General features: G+C 62.0%; 25 protein-coding genes. 12 read left to right on the top strand and 13 right to left on the bottom strand.

Features of this window, described 5'->3' with window-relative positions; genetic code table 11:
- Positions 1-29 precede the first annotated feature (29 nt).
- On the bottom strand, positions 30-1115 hold the full coding sequence (locus GTP69_RS08310) for an AI-2E family transporter (RefSeq protein ID WP_161054439.1): 1086 nt from the start codon (positions 1113-1115) through the stop codon (positions 30-32).
- A 160-nt stretch (positions 1116-1275) separates the two neighbouring features.
- Between GTP69_RS08310 and purM the strand changes: the two genes are divergently transcribed.
- The 3 genes from purM (at position 1276) to hepT (ending at position 3187) form a co-directional block, all read left to right on the top strand.
- Positions 1276-2319 carry a phosphoribosylformylglycinamidine cyclo-ligase gene (gene purM, locus GTP69_RS08305; RefSeq protein WP_161054438.1) on the top strand — a complete coding sequence of 348 codons (1044 nt, stop codon included), beginning with the start codon at positions 1276-1278 and terminating at the stop codon, positions 2317-2319.
- 69 nt (positions 2320-2388) lie between these two features.
- Positions 2389-2784 carry a type VII toxin-antitoxin system MntA family adenylyltransferase antitoxin gene (gene mntA, locus GTP69_RS08300; protein WP_110845375.1) on the top strand — a complete coding sequence of 132 codons (396 nt, stop codon included), beginning with the start codon at positions 2389-2391 and terminating at the stop codon, positions 2782-2784.
- On the top strand, positions 2774-3187 hold the full coding sequence (gene hepT, locus GTP69_RS08295) for a type VII toxin-antitoxin system HepT family RNase toxin (protein ID WP_161054437.1): 414 nt from the start codon (positions 2774-2776) through the stop codon (positions 3185-3187). The genes mntA and hepT overlap by 11 nt, the downstream gene beginning before the upstream one ends.
- A 23-nt stretch (positions 3188-3210) precedes the next feature.
- On the opposite strand, the gene GTP69_RS08290 is transcribed toward hepT, so the two are convergent.
- Positions 3211-3708 carry a hypothetical protein gene (locus tag GTP69_RS08290; RefSeq protein WP_161054436.1) on the bottom strand — a complete coding sequence of 166 codons (498 nt, stop codon included), beginning with the start codon at positions 3706-3708 and terminating at the stop codon, positions 3211-3213.
- 108 nt (positions 3709-3816) lie between these two features.
- On the opposite strand from GTP69_RS08290, the gene GTP69_RS08285 reads away from it, so the two are divergent.
- On the top strand, positions 3817-5019 hold the full coding sequence (locus GTP69_RS08285) for an alkaline phosphatase family protein (RefSeq protein ID WP_161054435.1): 1203 nt from the start codon (positions 3817-3819) through the stop codon (positions 5017-5019).
- 16 nt (positions 5020-5035) lie between these two features.
- On the opposite strand, the gene GTP69_RS08280 is transcribed toward GTP69_RS08285, so the two are convergent.
- Positions 5036-5299, bottom strand: coding sequence for a hypothetical protein (locus GTP69_RS08280; RefSeq protein ID WP_161054434.1), 264 nt, complete (start codon positions 5297-5299; stop codon positions 5036-5038).
- 170 nt (positions 5300-5469) lie between these two features.
- Between GTP69_RS08280 and GTP69_RS08275 the strand changes: the two genes are divergently transcribed.
- On the top strand, positions 5470-5817 hold the full coding sequence (locus GTP69_RS08275) for a hypothetical protein (RefSeq protein ID WP_161054433.1): 348 nt from the start codon (positions 5470-5472) through the stop codon (positions 5815-5817).
- 225 nt (positions 5818-6042) lie between these two features.
- On the opposite strand, the gene GTP69_RS08270 is transcribed toward GTP69_RS08275, so the two are convergent.
- From GTP69_RS08270 to GTP69_RS08245, 6 genes are all read right to left on the bottom strand, one after another.
- A complete protein-coding gene (locus tag GTP69_RS08270; protein ID WP_161054432.1) occupies positions 6043-7257 on the bottom strand; it encodes a 6-phosphofructokinase in 1215 nt (404 codons plus the stop codon).
- Positions 7258-7313: 56 nt separating this feature from the next.
- A complete protein-coding gene (locus tag GTP69_RS08265) occupies positions 7314-9332 on the bottom strand; it encodes an alpha/beta hydrolase family protein (protein ID WP_161054431.1) in 2019 nt (672 codons plus the stop codon).
- Between the two features lie 74 nt (positions 9333-9406).
- Positions 9407-11416 carry a sodium:solute symporter family protein gene (locus GTP69_RS08260; protein WP_161054654.1) on the bottom strand — a complete coding sequence of 670 codons (2010 nt, stop codon included), beginning with the start codon at positions 11414-11416 and terminating at the stop codon, positions 9407-9409.
- A gap of 41 nt (positions 11417-11457) precedes the next feature.
- Complete coding sequence (locus tag GTP69_RS08255) at positions 11458-11745, bottom strand: DUF4212 domain-containing protein (protein WP_161054430.1); 288 nt, start codon at positions 11743-11745, stop codon at positions 11458-11460.
- Positions 11738-13258: a sensor histidine kinase gene (locus tag GTP69_RS08250; RefSeq protein WP_161054429.1), complete on the bottom strand. Its 1521-nt coding sequence runs from the start codon at positions 13256-13258 to the stop codon at positions 11738-11740. The genes GTP69_RS08255 and GTP69_RS08250 overlap by 8 nt, the downstream gene beginning before the upstream one ends.
- Complete coding sequence (locus GTP69_RS08245; RefSeq protein WP_161054428.1) at positions 13255-13971, bottom strand: response regulator; 717 nt, start codon at positions 13969-13971, stop codon at positions 13255-13257. Before GTP69_RS08245 ends, GTP69_RS08250 begins: the two co-directional genes overlap by 4 nt.
- A gap of 146 nt (positions 13972-14117) precedes the next feature.
- Between GTP69_RS08245 and recA the strand changes: the two genes are divergently transcribed.
- The 6 genes from recA (at position 14118) to GTP69_RS08215 (ending at position 19538) form a co-directional block, all read left to right on the top strand.
- Positions 14118-15209 (top strand): recombinase RecA, encoded by a 1092-nt coding sequence (recA, locus tag GTP69_RS08240; RefSeq protein WP_110845365.1) that lies wholly within the window; start codon positions 14118-14120, stop codon positions 15207-15209.
- An 81-nt stretch (positions 15210-15290) separates the two neighbouring features.
- Positions 15291-15743 (top strand): recombination regulator RecX, encoded by a 453-nt coding sequence (recX, locus tag GTP69_RS08235; RefSeq protein ID WP_110845364.1) that lies wholly within the window; start codon positions 15291-15293, stop codon positions 15741-15743.
- Positions 15744-16175: 432 nt separating this feature from the next.
- Positions 16176-17342, top strand: a complete 1167-nt coding sequence (gene sucC / locus GTP69_RS08230; protein WP_110845363.1) for an ADP-forming succinate--CoA ligase subunit beta — start codon at positions 16176-16178, stop codon at positions 17340-17342.
- A gap of 13 nt (positions 17343-17355) precedes the next feature.
- Positions 17356-18237, top strand: coding sequence for a succinate--CoA ligase subunit alpha (sucD, locus tag GTP69_RS08225; RefSeq protein ID WP_110845362.1), 882 nt, complete (start codon positions 17356-17358; stop codon positions 18235-18237).
- Positions 18238-18309: 72 nt separating this feature from the next.
- Positions 18310-18888: an FHA domain-containing protein gene (locus GTP69_RS08220; protein ID WP_161054427.1), complete on the top strand. Its 579-nt coding sequence runs from the start codon at positions 18310-18312 to the stop codon at positions 18886-18888.
- A 173-nt stretch (positions 18889-19061) separates the two neighbouring features.
- A complete protein-coding gene (locus tag GTP69_RS08215) occupies positions 19062-19538 on the top strand; it encodes a pilin (protein WP_161054426.1) in 477 nt (158 codons plus the stop codon).
- A gap of 52 nt (positions 19539-19590) precedes the next feature.
- Here GTP69_RS08215 and GTP69_RS08210 read toward each other — a convergent pair whose 3' ends face one another.
- The gene (locus GTP69_RS08210) at positions 19591-20301 is read right to left on the bottom strand and encodes a flagellar brake protein (protein ID WP_161054425.1); all 711 of its coding nucleotides are present in this window, start codon (positions 20299-20301) and stop codon (positions 19591-19593) included.
- A 149-nt stretch (positions 20302-20450) separates the two neighbouring features.
- Entirely contained in the window at positions 20451-20936 is a 486-nt protein-coding gene (gene moaC, locus GTP69_RS08205) for a cyclic pyranopterin monophosphate synthase MoaC (RefSeq protein WP_161054424.1), read from the bottom strand.
- A 103-nt stretch (positions 20937-21039) separates the two neighbouring features.
- On the opposite strand from moaC, the gene GTP69_RS08200 reads away from it, so the two are divergent.
- A complete protein-coding gene (locus tag GTP69_RS08200) occupies positions 21040-22737 on the top strand; it encodes a beta-barrel assembly-enhancing protease (protein WP_161054653.1) in 1698 nt (565 codons plus the stop codon).
- On the opposite strand, the gene GTP69_RS08195 is transcribed toward GTP69_RS08200, so the two are convergent.
- Positions 22709-23296: a DUF2946 family protein gene (locus tag GTP69_RS08195; protein WP_161054423.1), complete on the bottom strand. Its 588-nt coding sequence runs from the start codon at positions 23294-23296 to the stop codon at positions 22709-22711. The genes GTP69_RS08200 and GTP69_RS08195 overlap by 29 nt on opposite strands.
- Complete coding sequence (locus GTP69_RS08190) at positions 23289-24245, bottom strand: YheT family hydrolase (RefSeq protein ID WP_161054422.1); 957 nt, start codon at positions 24243-24245, stop codon at positions 23289-23291. The genes GTP69_RS08195 and GTP69_RS08190 overlap by 8 nt, the downstream gene beginning before the upstream one ends.
- Positions 24246-24248: the final 3 nt, after the last annotated feature.

Below are 24248 nucleotides of genomic sequence, written 5' to 3'. Positions count from 1 at the left end.
TCTTTTGCATAACGTTTATCTGTTTCACATCATGCATTATAAAAGCTGCTGCTCAGATAGTGGCGACGCAAGTGACGGAAAGCCACCATCAGCACCGCCGATGCGGGCAATGCCAGCAGCACGCCGACGAATCCGAACAGCTGGCCGAAGGCCAATAAGGCAAAAATGACGGCCAGCGGATTGAGGCCGATCCGTTCGCCCACCAGGCGCGGGGTCAGCACAAAGCCCTCCAGCACCTGGCCGACGCCGTAGATGATGGCGACCGCGATCAAGCCGCTCCAGTCGGAAAATTGCAGCACCGCCGAAATCAGCGCCAGCACCAGGCCGAGGCCAAAGCCCAGGTAAGGGATGAACACCAGCAGGCCGGTGATGATGCCGACCGGCAGGGCGACGTCGAAACCGGCGATGGCCAGCGTCACCGAGTAGTAAATGGCCAGCACCAGCATCACCAGCAGCTGGCCGCGCAGGTACTGGGCCAGCAGGGTGTCGACTTCGCGCGCCATGCCCATGGTTGGTTCGATGTAGCGGCGCGGCACGCAGCCGGCCACGCGGGCCAGCATCGCCGGCCAGTCCAGCAGCAGGTAGAACAGCACCACCGGGATCAAGGTCAGCGTCGCCAGCCAGCCGAGGATGGCGGTACCGCCGACACGGGCGGAATTCAAGACGGCGGCCCAGATGGCGTCACCGCTGGCGTCCAGCTGTTCGGCGGCCAGCTGCTTGATGCCGGCGCTGTCGACGCGCACCTTGACGCCCAGGTCCATCAGGCGCGGCGCCAGCATGTCGTTGGCCTTGGCCAGGAAGGCCGGGATCTGCGCCTGCAGCAGCGGGATTTCCTTTTGCAGCACCGGCACCACGATCAGCACCAGCGCGATGATGGCGGCGAAGAACAGCACCACGACGATGGTCACCGACAGCGCGCGCGGCATACTGAAGCGGCGGCCGAAGCGCACCCGGTCCAGCCAGTCGACGCCGGGATTGAGCGCATAGGCGAAGATGGCGGCCGCCAGGAAGGGCGTCAGCACCGGGCCGAGGGTAATTAACAGGAACAGGAATGCCGCCCACACCGCCAACCAGAATGCCGTCTGCTTTTGCTCAACCGAGAGGGGAAATGGCATGGAGGTGAATTCGATGGTTAAAAAGGCGGTTGGACGGGGCAATTTTGATAAAATAGCGGATTGACCGGGTTATTGCGCTGATTTCTGCGCTTTTCATGCGATTTTGTCATGAAAAAGGGTCTCCGCCTTCTATTTTACCGCCTCCGCTGCGAAATACACCATGAGCCAAACTTCAAATGTTTCCCTGTCCTACCGTGACGCCGGCGTCGATATCGACGCGGGTGATGCTTTAGTCGAAGCAATCAAGCCATACGCCAAGCGCACCATGCGCGAGGGTGTGCTGGCTGGTTTGGGCGGTTTCGGCGCCATGTTCGAGATCAGCAAGAAGTACAAGGAGCCAGTCCTGGTGTCCGGTACCGACGGCGTGGGCACCAAGCTGAAACTGGCGTTTGAGCTGAACCGTCACGACACGGTCGGCATCGACCTGGTGGCGATGAGCGTCAATGACATCCTGGTGCAGGGCGCCGAGCCGCTGTTCTTCCTCGACTACTTCGCTTGCGGCAAGCTGGATGTGGCCACCGCGACCAACGTCATCAAGGGCATCGCCCAGGGTTGCGAACAAGCCGGCTGCGCGCTGATCGGCGGCGAAACCGCTGAAATGCCAACCATGTACCCGGACGGCGAATACGACCTGGCCGGTTTCGCGGTCGGCGCGGTGGAAAAATCGAAGATCATCGACGGCACCAAGATTGCGCCGGGCGACGTGGTGCTGGGCCTGGCCTCGTCGGGCGTGCACTCGAACGGCTACTCGCTGGTGCGCAAGATCATTGAAGTGTCGAAGCCGGACCTGGAAGGCGACTTCCACGGCCGCAAGCTGTCGGATGTGCTGATGCAGCCGACCCGCATCTACGTCAAGCCGCTGCTGGCGCTGATGGAATCGATCGAAGTCAAGGGCATGGTGCACATCACCGGCGGCGGCCTGGTCGAGAACATCCCGCGCGTATTGCAGCCTGGCCTGGTGGCTGAGCTGGATTCCAAGTCGTGGACGCTGCCACCGCTGTTCCAGTGGCTGCAACAGCACGGCGGCGTGGCCGATTCGGAAATGCACCGCGTGTTCAACTGCGGCATCGGCATGACCGTGATCGTCTCGCAAGAGAACGCGGCAGCCGCCATCGCCCAGCTGGAAGCGGCTGGCGAAACCGTCTACACCATCGGCAAGATCCGCGCCCGCGTCGGCGACGAGCATCAGACCATCGTCGTGTAAGCTGTTATAGCACGCCGAAAAAAGCGGACCACGCCTTGGCGTCGTCCGCTTTTTTATTGGGAGAAGAGAATGGACAGGCACGCGCTGGTGGAAGTGTTAATGCGGCAATTGCCGGGCTTGCTGGCTGTTTACCTGTTCGGCAGTCGCGGCAGTGGAACGGCGCGCGCCGACAGCGACCTCGACCTGGCCGTGCTGGTGGAGGGGCGGCTCGATCCGGTTAGCGCATGGGAATTGGCGCAGTCGATCGCTGTGTTGGTGGGATACGACGTCGATCTGCTCGATCTTCGCACTGCGTCAACGGTCATGCAGCATCAGGTGATTACAACGGGAGTACGCTTGTGGCATAAGGATGCACAGGCCGCGCTGTACGAGTGCGCCATCTTGCGCGAAAAGATGGACCTGGATGCTGCACGTGCCGGATTGCTGGACGATATCGAGCGTGAAGGGCGGATATATGGCCGATGACGTCATCATCAATAAAGCCGCTTCCATCGAACGCTGTGTGGCCCGCGCGCGTGAAGAGTATTTCAAACATCCGCCGACATTCGGTGCTGATTACACCCGCCAGGATGCGGCCATCTTGAATATTCAGCGCGCGTGCGAGGCTGCGCTGGATATGGGACATCATCTGATACGCCGGGAGCGGCTGGGTGTTCCGCAGAGTGCGCGCGATGTGTTCGATCTGTTGGCACGATCCTCCTGGATAGACGCCGCGCTGGCTGACGCAATGAAAAGGATGGTTGGTTTCCGCAATGTCGCTGTCCACAACTATCAGACGTTGCAAATGTCGATCACTGTCGCGGTCATTGAAAAGCATCTGGATGATTTTCTGCTGTTCAGCGAAACAATTATTCTGCATGACGCGTGACATGATGTAACTTAGCCTGGCTTTTATTTCTTGTTCGCCAGTTGCTTGCCGATGGTGCTGAGTGCGGCCAGGCGTTTGTCGTCGCAGCGCTTGCGGATGTCGTCATCGCGCTTGGTGGCGTCTTCGCACGGCATACCGCGCGTGTTGTAGTGGTATAGCGCCGGGCCGCTACGCAGCACCATGTCCAGTGTACCGGCGTTGGTCACCGCCTTGTCGCCGATGCCTGGCAGATCGACGATCTTGTCTTTGCCGCCACCGGTAGTCATCAGTATTTGCGCCTCCGAGCCGGGGGGGATCGGACGCGTGTAGCGCTCCAGCGAAAACATGCCCTGGCCGGATGCACCGGACAGCATATAGGTGCAGGCTTCGCTGAACAGGCCTTTGTCCAGCGAGGTGCCGGTGACCTTGGCGCCCAAGGCGGCTTCGATGGTTTTGCTGTCCAGCAGGTCGCAGGTGCCGGCAGCGAAGGAGGGCGCGGCCAGCGTGGCCAGCACGGCGGAGAGTAGCAGGCGGTTCATCATGAACATTCCTTTTTAATAACAATGTGATGCATTGTAGGAGAGCAGCAACCTGCCCGTCGCACGGCTGTGTTCATCACTGCGTCACATCCGTCTGGCATACTGCCGGGCATGAAAAAATTACTTGCTCTCTTGCTGGCGCTGGTTGGCGCCACGGCTGCGGCCCAGCCGGCCCATCCTGTCATCCTGGTATCGCTGGACGGCTTCCGTCCGGACTATCTGGAGCGTGGCGTCACGCCCAACCTCAACCGCCTGGTGGCCGGCGGCGTGCGGGCGGTGGCGATGCGGCCGTCGTTCCCGTCGATTACTTTCCCTAACCATTACACGCTGGTCACCGGCCTGCGGCCCGACCATCATGGCATCGTCGATAACACCATGATCGACAAGGCGATTTCCGACAAGCGTTTCACGCTCAGCAATGCCGAGGCGGTGGCCGACCGTCGCTGGTGGGATCAGGGCGAGCCGGTGTGGGTGACGGCCGAGCGCAACGGCATCCGCACCGGCACCATGTTCTGGCCGGGGTCGGAAGCGGCGATTCACGGCGTGCGGCCGACCCTGGCGCCCAAGTTCGACGGCAAGCTGCCGGCCAGCGAGCGGGTCGATACGCTGCTGTCGTGGCTGGACCGTCCGGCCGACCAGCGCTTCGGTTTCATGACCTTGTATTTTGATGATGTGGACCACGCCGGCCACGAGTTCGGCCCGGCCGCGCCGCAGACCACCGAGGCGGTGGCGCTGGTGGATCAGGCCATCGGCCGCTTGCTGGATGGGCTGGCCAGCCGTCACATCGACGCCAACCTGGTGATCGTCTCCGACCACGGCATGGCGGCGGTCAACAATGAGCGCGTGCTGCCGCTGCAGCGTGTGCTGCCGCCGGGCAGTTATGAGGAAGTGACCAACGGGCCTTATGCTGCCATCAACCCATCGTCGCCGGAGCAGGCGGACAGGCTGGCGGCGGCGCTGATGAAACCGTATGCGCATCTGCAGTGCTGGCGCAAGGAAGAGATTCCGGCGCGGCTGGCTTATGGCCACAATGCGCGCGTGCCGGCCTTCCTGTGCCTGGCCGATCCGGGCTGGAGCATTGTGTTCAGCGAGAAGAGCGCGGCCAAGGTCAAGGGCGGCAAGCACGGCTACGACAATGAGTCGCCGGACATGGCGGCGACCTTTATTGCCGCCGGTCCGGCCTTCAAGCCGGGCGTGGTGTTGCCGGAATTTGATAACGTCGACGTCTATCCATTGCTGATGCGCTTGCTGGACGTGGCGCCGCTCCCATCCGACGGCGACATCACGCCACTGCTGCCGGCGCTGGGGCAGTAGCGCCGGCGGCAGGCGATCAGCGCGGCGGTGGCGGCGGTGGACCGCCTTCCGGCATGGCGGCCATGACGTCGCCGTGCTTGTGGCAGACGCCGCTGACGGTGTCGCCGCGATGGCCGGTGAACTGCACCTTGTCACCCTCGACCTTGCCTTTGCAGGCGGCCACCGCTTCCGGCGGTGGACCTGGCGGCGGACCGTCCGGTGGCGGATTATTCTGCGCGGACGCGCTCAGCATGCAACCGGCCAGCGCCGACCACAGCATCCAATGCTTCATCAACTTCATGAACTACTCCTGATAACAATGCGTGAGCCGCCATTGTGCTGCTGGCGCTTGTTAGCTGCGGTCAAGGCGGCGTAAAGCGCGGTAAATTGGCGTATCCGACTGTCGTGCGCCATTGTGTCCGCTGGGCGGATTACACTTTACCGTCAACCACGCCGGAGCATTAAAACCACATGAAAGCGTACTCTTTAATGCTGCTTGCCTGCCTGGCTTTGTCCGCCAGGGCCGATGGTCCTTCGACCTATGAGGCCGCGGGGATGCTGGATGCCTACCTCAAGATCTGCACGGAGCTCGCGCCGGAAAAAACGGCGTTTTACAAACAGAGCATCCTGACGAGCATGAGCTGCGGCATGTCGGTTGCCGACGCGGAGAAAAGTGTGGCAGCAATCCGGGACAGCAAGAATCCGCAAATCCGCGCGGCCTACCAGACCGCCTATCAGAAGGCGCTGGCGCCGTTTAACAGCGCCACAGCAAAACAGAAACTGGAATTCTGCGCCCATTTTTCCGAGGTGAAGTGCTAGACCGTCCGGTTGAGTGTTGTCACAGCTGACGCCGCGCGGCGGTCAGGGTACGGTAAAAGACAGTAACCCCTAATGGCGTCTAGCACCGCCATGGCGATGCAGGTCTTCCAGATCGATGTCTGTGACGATGCCGGTATCTGCTACGATGACAAATGAGCGTCTAATCGGCATCGGAGGAACTATGATCACTATGCATCCTGGGCGTAAGGACGCGGCCTGACAGGATTAGCGCTTGAGAATTTTCGCCACCGGCGCGGGGCGCAGGCGGAAGGCGTCCGGCATGCCGGCGCCGAGCAGGGGACGCAGATACATGCGGAAGGCGTCGGTGACGTCGGTGCCGCTGGCGCTGATGAACTCGTCTTCCATGACGCGCGTCTTGCCGGCCACGGTGGTCAGCGGCAGCAGTTCGTAGTCGACCGAGTAGAAGCCGGTGCGCTTGATCGCCACCGAGCCGTCGCGGTCGCCCCACATGGCGAACTGCACGGCCTTCTCGCCGACTTCGCGCGCCTCGCGCTGGTCGATGTCCGACACGCAGCCGATGAAGGAGCGCTGCAAGTAGCCGAAGGTGTCGCCGCGCACGCGTTTGATGCCGAGCTTGGCCTTGATTTCATCGCACAGCAAATCGGCCAGCGCACCGGTGCCGGACAGTTGCACATTGCCATGCGCGTCGCGCTCCACTTCCTTGGCCAGCAAGGAGGCAATGGCTTCACCGCCAGCGTCATGGATGCCTTCCGACACGGCGATCACGCAGCGGCCGTAGCGTTCGTAGGTGGCTTTCACATCCGCCAGGAACTGCTCCAGCGAAAACACCCGCTCCGGCAGATAGATCAGGTGCGGGCCATCGTCCGGGAACTTTTTGCCCAGCGCCGAGGCGGCCGTGAGGAAGCCGGCGTGCCTGCCCATCACCACGCCCACGTACACGCCCGGCAAGGCGGCGTTGTCCAGATTGGCGCCGGCAAACGCCTGCGCCACAAAGCGCGCGGCCGACGGGAAGCCCGGCGTATGGTCACTGCCCACCAGGTCGTTGTCGATGGTCTTGGGAATGTGGATGCAGCGCAGCGCGTAGTTGGCGGCCTGCGCCTGTTCGCTGACGATGCGCACGGTGTCCGACGAATCGTTGCCGCCGATGTAGTAGAACTGTTCGATCTCGTGCGCGCGCAGCACCTTGAAAATTTCGGCGCAATAGGCCTGGTCCGGCTTGTCGCGGGTCGAGCCCAGCGCGGAGGAGGGCGTGGCCGCCACCAGTTCCAGGTTCTGGCTGGTTTCGCGGGTCAGGTCGACCAGGTCTTCGTTGACGATGCCGCGCACGCCGTGCATCGCGCCGTAGACCCGGTTGACGTCGCGGAAGCGGCGCGCTTCCAGCACCACCCCCGCCAGCGATTGGTTGATGACGGCGGTCGGCCCGCCTCCCTGTGCGACCAGAATTTTTCCCGATGCCATGCGCGCTCCTCCGTGATTGTAGAAAGGCTTGCTGCACCGAGACTATAGCGCGATCTTTACTGCGCGCCGATATTCTTGTCGAGGAATTTCTCCACCTTGCCCCAGAAGTCGATGCGGTTCTTCGGCAGCTTCCAGCCGTGGCCTTCTTCCTCGTACTCGATCCACTCGACATTCGGGTTGGTTTCCTTGACTGCCTTGTAGAACTTGGTGCCGTGCGGCAGTGGTACGCGGGTGTCGGCGCCGCCGTAAGCCATCAGCAGCGGCTGCTTGACTTCGCTGGCGCGCAGCAGCGGCGAGGTGGCTTTCAACTGTTCCGCATCCTTTTCCTGATCACCGATCATCACCGGCATGCCGTAGCGTTTGTAGTCATCGGTGAAGTCGGAGGCATAGAACCAGCTGCCGGTGTACATCAGGTTGATATCGCTGACGCCCACCCACTCGACGCCGCATTTGTACAGGTTGGGTTCCTTGATCAGGCCCATCAGCGTGGCGTAGCCACCGTAGCTGGCGCCGGCGATGCAGATGCGCTTGGCGTCAGCGTAGCCTTTGTCGATCGCCCAGCGGGTGCCGTCGGTGATGTCGTCCTGCATTTTCAGGCCCCATTGTTTGAAGCCGGCGCGGTACAGGCGCGCGCCGTAGCCGGTGCTGCCGCGGTACTCCGGTTCCAGCACGGCATAGCCGCGCGAGGCCAGGAATTGCGCTTCCGGATCCCACTCCCACTTGCCGCCACGCACCCATGGGCCGCCGTGCACCAGCACGATCAGCGGCAGGTTTTTGCCTTCGCCTTTCGGCAGCGTCAGCCAGGCCGGGATGCTCAAGCCGTCGCGCGCCTTATAGTGCACCAGATCCTTGCGCGCCATCTGGTTAGGGTCGATGTTCGAGAACGCCGCGCCAACCAGCGTCAGCTTGTCGGTTTCGGTGTTGTACAACATGGTGCGCTTGGGCCAGATGTCGGCAAACGCGGTCACCAGCACCCAGGGCGTTTCCCGCCGCGCCGGCAGCGTCAATTGGTTGACGGTGTTGGGCAGCATCTTGTCGATCTTCTCCTGCAGGGCTTTCATGGCGGGATCAGTCCAGCTGGTGCCCCATGCATCGGTCAGGTGGTTGACGCCGAGCAGCTTGTTGTCGCGCACAATCATGTTGCCGCTGAAGTCATAGCCGTCCAGTGCCACCAGCGGCTTGTCGGACATCTTGCCGGCAGCGATGTCGTAGGTGAATACGGCCGTCGTATCCTTGCCGGGCGCATGACTGACCACGTAGAAGGTGCCGTCCGGGCCGAACGACACGGGGCGGAAGGCGCCGCCGTGGCCGGTGTAGCGTTCGAAGTCGGTCAGCTTGCGCCACTCGTCGTTGGCTGGATCGCGGTAGTACACGCTGTTGGTGCCGCCCTTGTCGCTGGTCATGGTCAGGCGCGGTTCGCCCTTGTTGTCCAGCAGCCAGAAGTAGCTGTCGCCCGGCCGTTTGACCGAACCGTTGACGCGGCCATTGAGCGTGTTCAGCTTGAGCAGATTGGTGTACAAGTACTCGCCGCTGCTGCTAAAGATGCGGTCCTGGACGTAGATGTATTCTGAGTCCTGGGCGCCGGCCTGTGGCATGAGATAGGTGTGCCATGGCAGCAGATCGCGCGAGGTCAGGCTGGAGCCGTTGGTGATGAAGGGCTGGCCGTTGCGCATCGCCAGTTGGCGGAACTTGCTGCCGTCGCGGTTGATGGCGTACAGGCCGGGGGCATAGCGCATGTCGCCCTGTGCCAGGTCGCGGTCGGTGGCGGCGAACACCAGCCGCTCGTCGTTGACCCATTGGTAGGCGCCAATGTCGGCATCGCTGAAGTTGCCGACGACCTTGACCGCGTTGGTGGTCAGATCAACTACACCGAGCATGTCGCGTTTACTATTCTTGTTGCTGACCTTCACCGCCAGGTATTTGCCGCTCGGCGACAGGAGGGCGCCGGTGAATTCGGGATTGCTGAAGAAGTCTGCGATCGGCGGCAGGGGTTTGGCCGCGTCGGCGGCCTGGGAGTGGCCGCACAGGAACGCGCCGGCTACAGCCAGGGCGCGCAAAAAGTGGTGGAAGCGCATATGCCTTGTTATAAAATAAGTAACCAAGGCACAATAGCACTAGCTTGCCAAATGCGCCACATCATAAATGTATATTAATGTTGCTCCGGCGCGCGGATGTAATCGACTAGCGCCGCCGCGCGCGGTCCTGGCGCCGGCGTCAGCAGGCTGATCACGATCACGGTCAGCAAGCCGGCTGGCACGCCGAAGATGCCGGCTGAAATCGGCGCGATGTGGAACCACTGATACGCCGCGCCGCCGCCCAGGATCGGATTGGTGTGCAGCATATAGTAGACGCACACCAGGAAGCCGACCGTCATGCCGGCCACCGCGCCGTGGTGGTTGGCGCGCTTCCAGAACACGCCCAGCACCAGCGCCGGGAACAGCGTCGAGCCGGCCAGCGAGAAGGCCGCACCCACCAGCGACAAAATATCGCCCGGCTTGGTCGAGGCGGCATAGGCGGCGATGAAGGCCACCGCCAGCAACAGCAGTTTGGAAATCGTCACGCGCTTTTGGGTGGAGGCGCTGCGGTCCACCAGTTTGTAATACACGTCGTGCGACAACGCGTTGGAGATGGCCAGCAACAGGCCGTCGGCGGTGGACAGCGCCGCCGCCAGGCCGCCGGCCGCCACCAGTCCCGAGATGACGTAGGGCAGGCCGGCGATTTCCGGCGTGGCCAGCACCAGCACGTCGGCGTCGATGGTGATTTCGGCCAGCTGCACCACGCCGTCATGGTTGACGTCATTAATGCTGAACAGCGGATTGAGCTTGTCCACATTGGCCCAGTACGAGACCCAGTTGGGCAGGTGGTCGTAGTTGGTGCCGACCAGCGAGTTGTAGATGTCGTACTTGACCAGCACCGCCAGCGCCGGAATGGTCAGGTAGATCAGCAGGATGAAGAACAGCGTCCACAGCACCGAGACGCGGGTGTCGTGCACCGACGGCGTGGTGTAGGAGCGCATCAAAATGTGCGGCAGCGCCGCCGTGCCCAGCATCAGGCAGAACACCAGCGCCAGGAAATTGTTGCGCTTGATGTCGGAGGTGGCCGGATCGCCGGGGTAGGGCGTGGCGTGCGGCGTGATCGGTTCGGCCCGTTGCAGGTTCTGTTCGCGCGCTTCGCCCCACACGCGTTCGGCTTCGTCGGCGTTTTTCGGATAGGCCACCAGTTCGCGCTCGGCGCTGCGGATTTCCAGCAGCGAGGCGTTGCGCGTCTTGACGTGGTCCAGCTTGCGCTGGGCTTCGGCGCGGCCGATTTCCCACGAGGACGGCAGCGTCTTGAGGCGCTGCTCGTAGTCGGCGGCGCGCTGGCGGAAGATGGTGCGCACTTCGGCTTCCTTCGGATCTTCCTGCAACACGTGCTCGCGCGCGCTCAGCTTGGGCAGCAGTTTGCCGTAGGCCACTTGCGGGATCGGATTGTCGGTGTGCTTGGCCGACAGCCAGATGGCCGGAATCAGAAACGCCACCAGGATGATGATGTACTGCGCCACCTGTGTCCAGGTTATGGCACGCATGCCGCCGAGGAAGGAACACACCAGGATGCTGGCCAGGCCGAGGAAGATGCCGACCGAGAAATCGACGCCGGTGAAGCGCGAGGCGATCAGACCCACCGCGTAGATCTGCGCCACCACGTAGGTGAAGGAGACGATGATGGTGGCGATCACGGCCAGGATGCGCACGGCGCGTCCGCCACGCTCGGCATCGTCGGCGCCGCCGTAGCGTTCGGCCAGGAAGTCGGGGATGGTGTACTGGGCGAACTTGCGCAGGTAGGGCGCGATCAGCAGCGCCACCAGGCAGTAGCCGCCGGTCCAGCCCATGATGTAGGCCAGGCCGTCGAAGCCGTGCAGGTAGAGGCCGCCCGCCAGGCTGATGAAGCTGGCGGCCGAGATCCAGTCGGCGGCGGTGGCCATGCCGTTGAACATGGCCGGCACGCGTCGCCCGGCCACGTAATATTCCAGCACGTTGGAGGTGCGGCTGATGACGCCGATCAGCGCGTACAGCACGATGGTGGCGAACATGAACATGTAGCCGATCCACACGCGCGGCATGCCTTCCTGCTCCAGCGCGGCCAGCGCGATCAGGAAGCCGCCGAAGCCGGCGGTGAACATGGCGTAATAGCTGCGCAGGCGCTGGAAGAAGGTGCGTGGCTTCAAGCGGATGGCTCCGGTTGCTGGCGCGCGGCGCGATCGAGCCGGCGCATGCGCCAGGCGTAGAACGCGATGATGCCGAGATAGACCAGCGACGCCCCCTGCGCCGCCAGATAGAACGACAGCGGCCAGCCGAACACACTCAGGCCGGCCAGTTCGCGGGCGAAGAAGGCGGCGCAGAAGCCAGTCAGCATCCACAGCGACAGCAGCAGCGCCGTCATGCGGCGGGTCTTATGCCAGTGTTGTAGGCGCGTGAGCTGCGGCGCGGCGGGCGGTTGTGGTTTATCCATAGTACGGCGGTTCGTTTTCGTCATCGTGCTGCGCCGGCGGCAACGGGAAAGTCAGGCGGAACAGCGCACCCGGCAGCTTGGGCTGCGTCGCGCGCGGATTGCTGAAGATGTCGACCTCGGCGCCGTGTTGCTGCGCAATCTCGCGCACAATCGCCAGCCCCAGGCCGCTGCCTTCTGCCGTGTTACCGAGAATCCGGTAGAAGCGCTCGAACACGCGCTCGCGTTCGCCTTGCGCGATGCCGGGACCAGTGTCTTCCACTTCCAGATAGCCGTGTTCCAGCTCATCGCTGCGCACCCGCACGGTGACGCTGCCGCCGGCCGGCGTGTAGCGCAACGCGTTGTCGATCAGGTTGGACAGCAGTTCGCGCAGCATGGTCGGATTGCCGGTGATAATCAGCGGCAGCACTGGCGCTTCAAAGCCAAGGTCGATGCTGTGGGCGAACGAGGCTTGCACCCAGTCCTGCACCACCGTGCGCGCCAGCTCGGGCAGGTCTAGCGGCTGCATCACGCTGCCGGTCTGCGGATGATTCTCGGCGCGCGCCAGGGCCAGCAATTGATTAACCAGCCGCGTCGCCGCTTCCGAGCTCTTGGCCAGCTGTTCCAGCGAGCGGTGGATTTCGCCGCTGTCGGTCTGGCGCAAGGCCAGCTCGGACTGCATGCGCATACCGGCCAGCGGCGTGCGCATCTGGTGGGCGGCGTCGGCGATGAAGCGCTTTTGCATATCAATCGTGAGAGACAGCCGCGACAGCATCTCGTTCAGCGAACGCACCAGCGGCGAGATTTCCTCCGGCACCTGGTTGGAGGCGATCGGACTCAGGTCTTCCGAGCTGCGCGCGCGGATGCGCTCCTGCAATTGCGCCAGCGGCGACAGTCCGCGCGCCAGCGCAAACCACACCAGGGCCAGCACCACTGGCAGCACAATGAATTGCGGCAGGATCACGCCCTTGATGATGGCGTTGGCCAGCTGCGCGCGCTTCTCCAGCGTCTCTGCCACCTGCACCAGCGCCAGCTGCGGCGTGCTGCCGTCGTTGCGCTCGATCTGCACGTAGGCGAAGGCAACCCGCACCGGCGTGCCATGCATGCCGTCGTTGCGGAAGCGCACGCCGCCGGCGCTGGTCTTGTCTTCGTCATCCAGCACCGGCTGCGGCATGTCGCGGTCGCCGTCGATGTGTTCGCCTTGCGGCCCCTGGATCTGGAAGTAGACGTTGTCGATGTCGTCGGCGCGCAGGATGTCGCGCGCCGAGCCGCTGAGGCTCTTGATCAGCTTGCCATCGACGGAGCGCACCTGCTGCGCCAGCACGGTCACGCTGTCTTCCAGCGCATGGTCGAAGGGCTGGTTGGCAATCGACTTGGCGACCAGGTAGGTGATGGCGATGCTCATCGGCCACAGCAGCAGCAGCGGGGCCAGCATCCAGTCCAGGATTTCGCCGAACAGGGAATGCTGTATGTCCTCGTCCGCGTCAGGGGCGGGCGGCTGATACTCCGGTTCGGCGGCTTCCGGGGCGGCGCTCACTTGTTGGCGTTTCCGGCTTCGGCTTCGGCGCTGGCGCGCGCGGCCTCGTTGAATTTCTCCAGGCAGTAGCCGAGGCCGCGCACAGTGGCGATGCGCACGCCGCCCACTTCAATCTTCTTGCGCAGCCGGTGCACATACACCTCGATGGCGTTGTTGCTGACTTCCTCGCCCCATTCGCACAGGTGGTCGACCAGCTGTTCTTTCGACACCAGACGGCCGGTGCGGGCCAGCAGGATTTCCAGCAGGCCCAGTTCGCGCGCCGACAAGTCCAGCATCTGTTCATTAATATAGGCGCTGCGGCCGACCTGGTCGTAGCTCAGCGGGCCGTGCTTGATGACGGTGGCGCCACCGCCGGCGCCGCGCCGCACCAGCGCGCGCACCCTTGCCTCCAGTTCCGACAGGGCAAACGGTTTGGCCATATAATCGTCGGCGCCGAGGTCGAGGCCGTTGACGCGCTGCTCGATCGAATCGGCGGCGGTCAGGATCAGCACCGGCAGCAGCGAGGAACGCGCGCGCAGGCGGCGCAGCACCTCCAGCCCGGACAGCTTGGGCAGGCCCAGGTCCAGGATCAGCAAATCGAATTCCTGGGTCGACAGGGCGGTGTCGGCCTCTTGCCCGTTGCGGACGCAATCGATGGCGTAGCCAGACTGGCGCAAGGAGCGGGTGAGCCCGTCGGCCAGTACGCTATCGTCTTCGGCAAGTAAAATACGCATGTGAATCTACTCCGGCTGTACAAGCCCCTATTTTGGCGAGTTTTTGTGCTTTCTCAAAGAATTAGCGCAAATCCCGCTTGCATTAAGCACTGTTTTTTTATACAGTGCTACCTGTATTGAACAACCTCACTGGCTGAAAGCACATTATGGACGACAAAAAAGGCGTAGTACCTGCATCTGAAAAAGCCAAGGCGCTGGCAGCTGCGCTGGCCCAGATCGAAAAGCAATTCGGCAAGGGTTCCGTCATGCGCATGGACGCCAGTGCCCCTATCGAAGAAGTGCAAGTGGTCTCGACCGGCTCGCTGGGCCTGGACGTGGCGCTGGGCGTCGGCGGCCTGCCGCGCGGCCGCGTCGTAGAAATCTACGGCCCTGAGTCGTCGGGTAAAACCACGCTGACCCTGCAAACCATCGCCGAGATGCAAAAACTAGGCGGCACCTGCGCCTTCATCGACGCCGAGCACGCGCTGGACGTCGGCTACGCGCAAAAACTGGGCGTCAACCTGCACGAGCTGCTGATTTCGCAGCCGGACACCGGCGAACAAGCGCTGGAAATCTGCGACGCGCTGGTCCGTTCCGGTTCGGTCGACATGGTGGTGGTCGACTCGGTCGCCGCGCTGACGCCACGCGCCGAGATCGAAGGCGACATGGGTGACTCGCTGCCGGGCCTGCAAGCACGCCTGATGTCGCAAGCCCTGCGCAAGCTGACCGGTTCGATCAACCGCACCAACACCCTGGTGATCTTCATCAATCAGATCCGTATGAAAATCGGTGTGATGTTCGGTTCGCCCGAAACCACCACCGGCGGTAACGCGCTGAAGTTCTACGCCTCGGTGCGCCTGGACATCCGCCGCACCGGCTCGATCAAATCGGGCGACGAGGTGATCGGTAACGAAACCAAGGTCAAGGTCGTCAAGAACAAGATCGCGCCACCGTTCAAGGAAGCGCACTTCGACATCCTGTACGGCGCCGGCACCTCGCGCGAAGGCGAAATCCTCGATCTGGGCGTGGAAGCCAAGATCGTCGAGAAGTCGGGCTCGTGGTACAGCTACAACGGCGAACGCGTCGGCCAGGGCAAGGACAACGCCCGTATCTTCCTGCAAGAGCGTCCGGCGCTGGCGTGGGAAATCGAAAACAAGGTGCGTGAATCGCTGGGCGTGCGCGCGCTGCCGCCACTGGCTGGCGCCGACACCACCGTGGTCAAGCTGAAGCCAGCCAAGCCGGAAGCCGACGCGGCCTAAGCATGTCGTTCCCGCGCAGGCGGGAACCCATGCTGAGTCAGCGTTGTATCGGCTCCCGCCTGCGCGGGAGCGACGGTATCTATGCGAACACCCCCACTTAGCCTGAAAGCCCGTGCGCTGCGCTATCTCTCGATGCGCGAGCATAGCCGGCTGGAACTGGCGCGCAAGCTGTCCAAGTATGCCGAAGAGGGCGACGACGTCGATGCCCTGCTCGACCTGCTGGAAAAAAACAACTGGCTGTCGCAAGAGCGCTTCTCCGAAGCGCTGATCCACCGCCGTGCCGCCCGGTACGGTAATAGCCGCATTGTCGCCGAACTGCAAAGCCACGGCGTCAATGGCGAAGCCCTGCAAGAACTCAAATCCAATCTGGCCGACACCGAGATCGAACGCGCCCGCGACATCTGGCAGCGCAAGTTCGGCATCGTGGCAAATGATCCACAGGATCGACATAAGCAAATTCGCTTTCTGTTGCAGCGCGGCTTCTCGCAACGCACCGTGCAAAAGGTCATCAAAGGCGCTGATCTCGACGACTGAGTATCCAGCCGGTGCGGGGTGTGCTAAACTTTGCGGGTTTTTGCAGCACCGCGGGTGCGGTGGTTGTCCGTAGAAGCTGCGGCAACGTGCATTTTTAGTAAGAGAAAATGCGCCAGGCTGCTAACTAATTACATGCCGCGAGAGCGGTATCGATCTTATGTCCCTGTTAACTCCAGTTATCCGACGTGCGCTGCGGTCCTCGCGCGCAACCCCTATCCCGAACCGGGATGGTGTGCGGACTATTGGCGGCACCCCTCTGCATCAAACACCGATTTGCACTACAAGATTCCTCACCCTGCACGGCCTGGCCAGCGCAGTGGCGAAGTTTTACCCGCGCTGGGTGGACAAAGCAGCACCGGGTAGCGCGTAGCAACATTATCTGCTTAATCATTCAACCGATTTATACACATCAGCATCAGAAGGGAAGCCAGCATGAAAATCCATGAGTATCAAGGCAAAGAAATCCTCCGAAAATACGGAGTGACGGTACCGCGCGGCATTCCGTGCCTGTCCGTTGAAGAAGCAGTGAAAGCTGCTGAAACCTTGGGCGGCCCAGTCTGGGTTGTGAAAGCTCAAATCCACGCCGGTGGCCGTGGTAAAGGCGGCGGCGTGAAAGTTGCCAAGTCGCTGGAACAAGTTAAAGAATACGCTGACCAGATCCTGGGCATGCAGCTGATCACCCATCAGACCGGCCCAGAAGGCCAAAAAGTACGTCGCCTGCTGATCGAAGAAGGCGCGGACATCAAACAAGAACTGTACGTATCGCTGGTGACCGACCGCGTGACCCAGCGCGTTGTGCTGATGGCCTCGTCGGAAGGCGGCATGGACATCGAAGAAGTTGCCGAGTCCCACCCAGAAAAAATCCACTCGATCGCCATCGATCCAGCCGTCGGCCTGACCGACGCTGACGCTGCTGCCATCGCTGCAAAAATCGGCGTGCCAGAAGGTTCGATCGCTGATGCCGTGACCAACCTGCAAGGCCTGTACAAAGCCTACTGGGAAACCGATTCGTCGCTGGCCGAAATCAACCCGCTGATCGTGACCGGTTCGGGCAAGATCATCGCTCTGGACGCGAAATTCAACTTCGACGCCAACGCCCTGTTCCGTCAACCAGAAATCGTCGCTTACCGCGATCTGGACGAAGAAGATCCAGCTGAAGTGGAAGCATCGAAATTCGACCTGGCCTACATCTCGCTGGACGGCAACATCGGCTGCCTGGTGAACGGCGCCGGTCTGGCCATGGCGACCATGGACACCATCAAGCTGTTCGGCGGCGAGCCGGCCAACTTCCTGGACGTCGGCGGTGGCGCCACGGCTGAGAAAGTCACCGAAGCCTTCAAGATCATGTTGAAAAACCCAGGCCTGAAAGCCATCCTGGTCAACATCTTCGGCGGCATCATGCGTTGCGACGTGATCGCCGAAGGCGTGATCACCGCATCGAAAGCAGTTTCGCTGCAAGTACCGCTGGTGGTCCGCATGAAGGGCACCAACGAAGATCTGGGCAAGAAGATGCTGGCTGACTCCGGTCTGCCAATCATCGCTGCTGACACGATGGAAGACGCAGCCAAGAGCGTTGTTGCCGCAGCTGCTGGTAAATAATTAAGGAACCGATATGTCTATTCTGATCAACAAAGACACCAAAGTCATCACCCAGGGTATCACCGGTAAAACCGGCCAGTTCCACACCCGCATGTGCCGCGACTACGCGAACGGCAAAAACGCCTTCGTAGCAGGCGTAAACCCGAAGAAAGCCGGCGAAGACTTCGAAGGCATTCCAATTTTCGGTTCGGTGAAAGAAGCCGCTTCGGAAACCGGCGCCACCGTGTCGGTCATCTACGTGCCGCCAGCTGGCGCCGCTGCTGCGATCTGGGAAGCTGTTGAAGCCAACCTGGACCTGGCAATTTGCATCACCGAAGGCATTCCAGTCCGCGACATGATGGAAATCAAGGACCGTATGGCTAAAGCGGGTTCGAAGACCCTGCTGCTGGGCCCTAACTGCCCAGGCCTGATCACCCCTGACGAAATCAAGATCGGCATCATGCCAGGTCACATCCACAAGAAGGGCCGTATCGGCGTCGTGTCGCGTTCGGGCACCCTGACCTATGAAGCAGTGGGTCAGCTGACCGCACTGGGCCTGGGCCAATCGTCGGCAGTTGGTATCGGCGGCGACCCAATCAACGGTCTGAAGCACATCGACGTGATGCGCATGTTCAACGAAGATCCTGATACCGATGCGGTCATCATGATCGGCGAAATCGGCGGTCCAGACGAAGCCAATGCAGCCCGTTGGATCAAAGACAACATGAAAAAACCGGTGGTTGGCTTCATCGCCGGCGTTACCGCTCCTCCAGGCAAGCGCATGGGCCACGCCGGCGCGCTGATCTCGGGCGGCGCGGACACCGCACAAGCCAAACTGGAAATCATGGAAGCTTGCGGCATCACCGTGACCAAAAACCCATCGGAAATGGCACGCCTGCTGAAAGCAATGCTGTAATTTCCATCCGCCTAGTTGTGGAATAATAAAGGGGAGCCATGTGCTCCCCTTTATTTTTTGCCGGAGACCCGATTGGCCAAGCTCCTCATCTCGCGTGACGGACAACCAGAGCAGCAGGTGCAACTGAGCAAGGAGCGCATGACCTTGGGCCGGCATCCGCGCAACGACATCGTGCTGAACCATCCGGCCATCAGCGCCGAACATGCGGTCATCGTCACCATCCTCGACGACTCTTTCCTGGAAGACTTGCACAGCACCAATGGCACCTTCGTCAACGGTCACCGCATCGGCAAGCATTTCCTGCAACATCAGGACGCCATCAAGATGGCCAAATTCCAGCTGGCGTTTGTGGCGGACGGCGTGCGTCCGCTGGCGGCGGCGCAGCCGGTGCTGGCCGAATTGTCGGTGCTGAACGGCGCGAATGCCGGCAAGCATGTGGCGTTGACCAAGCCGCAGACCACGCTGGGCCGGGCCGGCGTGCAGGTGGTGGTGATCCACCGCCATCCGCAGTTCTATACGATTACCCATACCGAAGGCGAACTGGCGCCGCTGCTCAACGGCACAGCCTTGGACCGGCAGGTGGCTGAACGCCTCAGCGACGGCGACGTCATCGACCTAAGTGGTACGCAAATGACCTTCCGCGTGGCCTGACAAATTTTGTCAGTCGTGGACAGGCTGACAAATTGCGGCGCATCGGGCTGACAAAAAATGGCAGTTTTGGGTGGGTTTTGCTGAAAATTTAGGCAAAAATGGGCTGGCACACCAATTGCACTAGTAGGGATGTGTCACCCAACAATGTAATCACACCCCCTAGGAGTCGCAAAATGAAATCCATGAAAATGATGAAGAAACAAGCACAAGCCGGCTTCACCCTGATCGAGTTGATGATCGTGGTCGCCATTATCGGCATCCTGGCCGCCGTCGCGATTCCGCAGTACAGCGACTACACCGTGAAAACCAAGATGGCGACGACCATGTCGTCGGTTGATTCGATCAAAACCGGCGTGGCGCTGTGCGCACAGGAAGCCGGCGGCGACTTCGCCAACTGCAACAGCGGCGCGAATGGCGTGCCGGTCTTCACGCCAACCAAAGAACTGAAGTCTGTTGCTGTCGCCGCAGGGGTAATTACCGGCACCTTTAACACTGGCGTGGGCAAAGATATCGACAACAATACCGTGATCTTCACCCCGACGATTGCAGCCGGTGCTTCCAACGTCAAATGGGATGTCACCACCACCGCAACCAACACCGTTGCGATTGCCGCCCTGCAGAAAAACAACGCTGCCGCTGCCAGCCAATAAGTTGTCCTTCGTTAGCGAAAACCCGGCTGCTGGCCGGGTTTTTTTCGTCCGCTTAAACGATCTTCTGGCGGTCGGCGATCAGCGCTTCGTAGGTGAGGTTTTGCAGCATGGTGTAATGCACCGGATCGAGGTCGACGAACTGCACGCCGTAGGTGAACACCTCCGGCTTGTCGCCGGTCGCCGGCTTGACCACATTGATATTGCGGATGGTCGCATTCGGATTTACGCGCACCTGGCGGTTGCCGGGCTGGGCAATCAGATAGAACGACAGCCCCACATGCGCCTCGCCCTCGGACAACTGCTTGGGCGACTCGATCAGCGCACCCGACACGCTCAGGTTGACCAGGAACACCGAAGTGGCGCCGGACGGCGTCGTCACCTGCGCCGGAATATCCACCTTGACCCGCATCGCCGCCCGCAGGCTGGTGCCCTGGATCGACACCGGGAAACTCAGGTGCGCATAAAACAGCGGGCGCGGAAACACCCGCTGCACCACGCAGGCGAACGAGCACACGTTCACGCCGGAAAACACGCGGATCGTCAGCTTGTCGCCCTCGTTGAGCGCGATCGGTGCATTGTTCTCAAACGGCACCTTGACGATCATGTACTCATCTTTGACCCAGCCGATCAGCGTTGAGAAGTGCTGGATGGGTTTGATGGTGCGATGGGTGATGAACTGTATCCTGCCGCCTACTTGCAGGTTCATTTGCTCAAACTCGTATTCCTGAGTCTTGGCTTCGCTCGGCGGAGGGTTGCTGCTCATCAAACTCTTTCTATGTGGCGCAAAATGACTACGGTGACAATACCGTCAGAAAATTGTTCCTGCGACATTAATTATATGCGCGCCAACGAAATGTGACAATCAAGCAATACAACACATTGCGGATTGGTCATGAAGAGGAGGTACCCGGCTTAACTCGTCGCGCTCCAGTCGCCCGACTTGCCGCCGTGCTTTTCCATCACGCGGATATCGCTCATGACCATGCCGCGATCCACGGCTTTGCACATGTCATACACAGTCAGCAAGCCGACTTGCACCGCAGTGAGTGCTTCCATCTCTACGCCGGTCTTGCCGTAGGTTTCCACTTGCGCCTTGCAGTGCACCGAAGAATTTTCGACGTCGGTTACAAAGTCGACCGCCACCCGGGTCAGGGCCAGCGGGTGGCACAACGGGATCAGGTCGCTGGTGCGTTTGGAGGCCATGATGGCGGCGATGCGGGCAATCCCCAGCACGTCGCCTTTCTTGGCGGTGCCGCTCAGGATGATGGCCAGCGTCTCCGGTTTCATGCGGATGGAACCGCTGGCCAGTGCGATGCGGTGGGTCTCGGCTTTGGCGCCGACATCCACCATGTGGGCTTGTCCGGTGGCGTCGAAATGGGTCAGGTGATCGGTGGTCATGGTTGCAGCTTAAAATGATTCATAATGTGTCCCTCAGTTTTCATACCCGAGTTGCGGGTATCATATCACCGTGAATGCTAAACGCTCCTCTTACTCTGGCCGCATGCGCGCCGTTGCCGCCGCGCTGCTGATCGCCATGCCGATGGCTATGGCGCAGACTGGTCTCGCGCCTGCCAAGATTCCCAACCTGCCCGCGCTCGGCGGCACGGAAAGCCAGGATTTGTCGCCGCTGATGGAGCGCAAGCTGGGCGAGGAAATCATGCGCGATATCCGCCGCGACCGCGATTACCTCGACGATGGCCCCATCCTCGAATACATGAACAACTTCGGCAACGTGCTGGTGGACGCCCGTCCGGGCGCGCGCGGCGAGGCCAAGTACGATTATTTCTTCTTCGTGGTGCGCGATCCGCAGCTGAATGCGTTCGCGCTGCCAGGCGGCTTCATCGCGGTCCACTCGGCGCTGCTGTTGCAGGCGCAGAGCGAGTCGGAGCTGGCGTCGGTGCTGGGCCACGAGGTCGGCCACGTGGTGCAGCGGCACATTGCCCGCTCCATCGGCCAGCAGAAGCAGGATGCGCTGATCCCGCTGGCGGCGATGATCCTGGCGGCGCTGACGGCGCGCCAGGGCGGCGGCGATGCGGCCATGGGCGTGTTCCTCGGCGGCCAGGGCCTGGCGATCCAGCGGCAGCTGAACTTCGGCCGCGACGCCGAGCGTGAAGCCGACCGCATCGGTTTCCAGATCATGGGCGAGGCCGGTTTCGATCCGTCGGGCATGGTGGCGTTCTTCCAGCAGATGCAGGCTTCCACGCGCAATTACAGCGATCTGGTGCCGGCCTGGCTGCTGACTCACCCATTGACCAGCGAGCGCATCGCCGATATCCAGGCGCGTATCCGCGCGCAGCCGTACAAGCAGCGCCAGGACAGCCTGGACTTCTTCCTGGTGCGTTCGCGCGCGCGCGTGCTGCAAGACCAGAGCGCCAACGGCTACAGCGAAACCAAGCAGTTCTTCCAGGGCCAGATTTTGCAGGACAGTTGGCAGCAGAAGGCTGCCGGCCAGTACGGTATGGCGTTCCTGACCATGAAACAAGGCGACACCGACGCCGCGCAGAAATGGCTGGACCAGGCGCGCGAGACGGTCAACAAGCCGCCGCCGGCCGGCGTGTTCGGCGCTTCGCCGCGCAGCAAGGCGGAGTCGATTTTTGCCGCGACCTCAATCGAGATCAAGCTGGCGCAGACTGAAAACAAAGAGATGCTGGCCAAGGCCGCCACCGAGGCGGAAGCGGCGCACCTCAAATTCCCGCTGTCGCGCGGCATTGCGCATCAGTATGGCGAAGCGTTGCTCGCTGCCGGCAAGCTGGACGAGGCCGGCGCTTACCTGCGCGACCAAGTGCAGCTGTACCGCGAAGATATCGAAGCCTACGATTTGCTGGCGCAGGTGTATTCCAAGCAGGGCAAGCTGGCGCTGCAGCACATTGCGCTGGCCGAGTCGTACAACCTGCAAGGCGGCGTGATGGCTGCGCTGGATCAGCTGGGTTATGCGCGCAAGGCGCCGGATGCGTCGTTCTACGACCAGTCGCTGATCGATGCGCGCGAACGCGAGTGGCAGGCACGCCGCCGCGAAGACCTGGCCGACCGGGGCAAGAAGGAGATGGCCCTTTCAGGCTCGGCGTTCAAGCTGGAGATGAAGTCGGATAAGGACGGCAAGGACAACAAGGACGATCCGTTCAATAATTCCTACACCAGTCCGTTCGACCGCCTGCGCAAGGCCACCGATCCTATGCAGTCGCCGGGGTCGGTACGCTGACATAGCAGAAACGCGTCGCCAGCTGATCGGCGGCGATGCGTTCCACCGCCGTACCATCCAGGCTCAGCGCGCCAGCCGCGCCGCCTTCCAGCCATTCCAGCAAGACTTCGTCCGCCACCGGCGCGCCATCCAGGCGCAGCTGCGGCAGCACGTCGGCGAAATCGCGGTCATCCAATTGCGTGACGATGTCGCCATGGCGCAGCACCAGCGCCCCGGCCTCGGTTATGAAGGCCGCTTCTGGCGTGCCCAGCGGCGCGCCGGTGTGCAGCCGCCAGCCATCCGCAGGATCGGTACGGACGATGTACGGCGTCGCTTCGAGCTGCACATACACGCGCTGCGGTCCGTTCTGGAAATACCAGCAGCCGCGCTCATCGGCCGCGTAGTTGCGCGTGATGAAGCCGACCAGCGCCGCATTGGTCAGTTTGTCGCCCGGCAGATTAAGGTGCTGCGCGCGTTCGTCGCGCATGCGCCAGTTGCCGCGCGCGTCGAGCCCCAGCCAGCCGTAGCAGTGCGGCACATTGGGCCATTTGGCCAGCGCCTGTTTGACGATGTCATCCATGTTGTTCGAGGAAGTGAATCAGTTTGCTCGGCAGCCAGTTGATGCGGCCCGGCGGCCCGCCGACGGCAAAGCCGACATGGCCGCCGTGCTCAGGATAATCCAATACCACGCGCGATGACGCACGCTGCGGCAGGTGGCGGCCCGGCAGGAAGGGATCGTTCTTCGCATTCAGCACCAGCGTCGGCACGGTGATGTCGCTCAGGACGTGCTTGGCGCTGGCGCGGTTCCAGTAATCGTCGGTGTTGCGGTAGCCGTGCAGCGGCGCCGTGACGACATTGTCGAAGGCGTACAGATCGCGCGCGGCATGCAGGGCGTCGAGGTCGAACAGGCCGGGAAACTGCTGTAGTTTTGCTACGCATTTCGGTTTCAGCGTTTGCAAAAACATGCGCGTGTAGATCATGTTGAATCCGCTCGACAGCGAGACGCCGCCTTGCGCCAGGTCCAGCGGCGCCGACACGGCGCAGGCCGCATCGACAAACTCGGCCTGGTGCTGCGATTCGCCCAACCAGCGCAGCAGCGCGTTGCCGCCCAGCGAGACGCCGGCGGCGTAGAACTTGCCGCTGCTGCCGGCCGCCTGGCGCCGGGCGTGCAGGCGGCGCACGATCCAGTCGATCTCGGCGGCGTCGCCGGAGTGGTAGAAGCGCGGTGCGCGGTTGGCTTCGCCGGAGCAGCCGCGAAAGTGCGGCACCGCGCCGGACCAGCCGCGTGCCTGCACGTCGGCCATCAGCGCGCGCGCGTAGTGGCTGTCGGACGAGCCTTCCAGTCCATGGAACAGCACCACCAAAGGCTGGCCCGGCTGGCCGTCGACAAAGTCGATGTCGATGAAGTCGCCGTCCGGGGTGTCCCAGCGTTCGCGCCGGAAGCGCACCGCCGGCTTGCTGATGGCAATCGCCGGATAGATGGTTTGCAGGTGGCCGCTAGGCAGCCAGAACGGTGCGGTGTACTTCACGAC

It is taken from the genome of Duganella levis (genome assembly GCF_009857605.1).
Taxonomy (GTDB): Bacteria; Pseudomonadota; Gammaproteobacteria; order Burkholderiales; family Burkholderiaceae_D; genus Rugamonas; species Rugamonas levis.
This window is presented reverse-complemented; position numbering and strand designations above follow the sequence as displayed.

What these genes read in the sequence shown, in the direction of transcription:
- GTP69_RS08285 (WP_161054435.1), top strand. Translation starts at nt 3,817, where the DNA reads ATGAAAAAATTACTTGCTCTCTTGCTGGCGCTGGTTGGCGCCACGGCT.
- recX (WP_110845364.1), top strand. Translation starts at nt 15,291, where the DNA reads ATGCGAACACCCCCACTTAGCCTGAAAGCCCGTGCGCTGCGCTATCTC.
- sucC (WP_110845363.1), top strand. Translation starts at nt 16,176, where the DNA reads ATGAAAATCCATGAGTATCAAGGCAAAGAAATCCTCCGAAAATACGGA.
- GTP69_RS08290 (WP_161054436.1), bottom strand. Translation starts at nt 3,708, where the DNA reads ATGATGAACCGCCTGCTACTCTCCGCCGTGCTGGCCACGCTGGCCGCG.
- mntA (WP_110845375.1), top strand. Translation starts at nt 2,389, where the DNA reads ATGGACAGGCACGCGCTGGTGGAAGTGTTAATGCGGCAATTGCCGGGC.
- sucD (WP_110845362.1), top strand. Translation starts at nt 17,356, where the DNA reads ATGTCTATTCTGATCAACAAAGACACCAAAGTCATCACCCAGGGTATC.
- GTP69_RS08270 (WP_161054432.1), bottom strand. Translation starts at nt 7,257, where the DNA reads ATGGCATCGGGAAAAATTCTGGTCGCACAGGGAGGCGGGCCGACCGCC.
- moaC (WP_161054424.1), bottom strand. Translation starts at nt 20,936, where the DNA reads ATGACCACCGATCACCTGACCCATTTCGACGCCACCGGACAAGCCCAC.
- GTP69_RS08310 (WP_161054439.1), bottom strand. Translation starts at nt 1,115, where the DNA reads ATGCCATTTCCCCTCTCGGTTGAGCAAAAGCAGACGGCATTCTGGTTG.
- GTP69_RS08275 (WP_161054433.1), top strand. Translation starts at nt 5,470, where the DNA reads ATGAAAGCGTACTCTTTAATGCTGCTTGCCTGCCTGGCTTTGTCCGCC.
- GTP69_RS08260 (WP_161054654.1), bottom strand. Translation starts at nt 11,416, where the DNA reads ATGTTCACCGCCGGCTTCGGCGGCTTCCTGATCGCGCTGGCCGCGCTG.
- GTP69_RS08210 (WP_161054425.1), bottom strand. Translation starts at nt 20,301, where the DNA reads ATGAGCAGCAACCCTCCGCCGAGCGAAGCCAAGACTCAGGAATACGAG.
- GTP69_RS08255 (WP_161054430.1), bottom strand. Translation starts at nt 11,745, where the DNA reads ATGGATAAACCACAACCGCCCGCCGCGCCGCAGCTCACGCGCCTACAA.
- purM (WP_161054438.1), top strand. Translation starts at nt 1,276, where the DNA reads ATGAGCCAAACTTCAAATGTTTCCCTGTCCTACCGTGACGCCGGCGTC.
- GTP69_RS08215 (WP_161054426.1), top strand. Translation starts at nt 19,062, where the DNA reads ATGAAATCCATGAAAATGATGAAGAAACAAGCACAAGCCGGCTTCACC.
- GTP69_RS08200 (WP_161054653.1), top strand. Translation starts at nt 21,040, where the DNA reads ATGCGCGCCGTTGCCGCCGCGCTGCTGATCGCCATGCCGATGGCTATG.
- GTP69_RS08280 (WP_161054434.1), bottom strand. Translation starts at nt 5,299, where the DNA reads ATGAAGTTGATGAAGCATTGGATGCTGTGGTCGGCGCTGGCCGGTTGC.
- recA (WP_110845365.1), top strand. Translation starts at nt 14,118, where the DNA reads ATGGACGACAAAAAAGGCGTAGTACCTGCATCTGAAAAAGCCAAGGCG.
- GTP69_RS08195 (WP_161054423.1), bottom strand. Translation starts at nt 23,296, where the DNA reads ATGGATGACATCGTCAAACAGGCGCTGGCCAAATGGCCCAATGTGCCG.
- GTP69_RS08265 (WP_161054431.1), bottom strand. Translation starts at nt 9,332, where the DNA reads ATGCGCTTCCACCACTTTTTGCGCGCCCTGGCTGTAGCCGGCGCGTTC.
- hepT (WP_161054437.1), top strand. Translation starts at nt 2,774, where the DNA reads ATGGCCGATGACGTCATCATCAATAAAGCCGCTTCCATCGAACGCTGT.
- GTP69_RS08245 (WP_161054428.1), bottom strand. Translation starts at nt 13,971, where the DNA reads ATGCGTATTTTACTTGCCGAAGACGATAGCGTACTGGCCGACGGGCTC.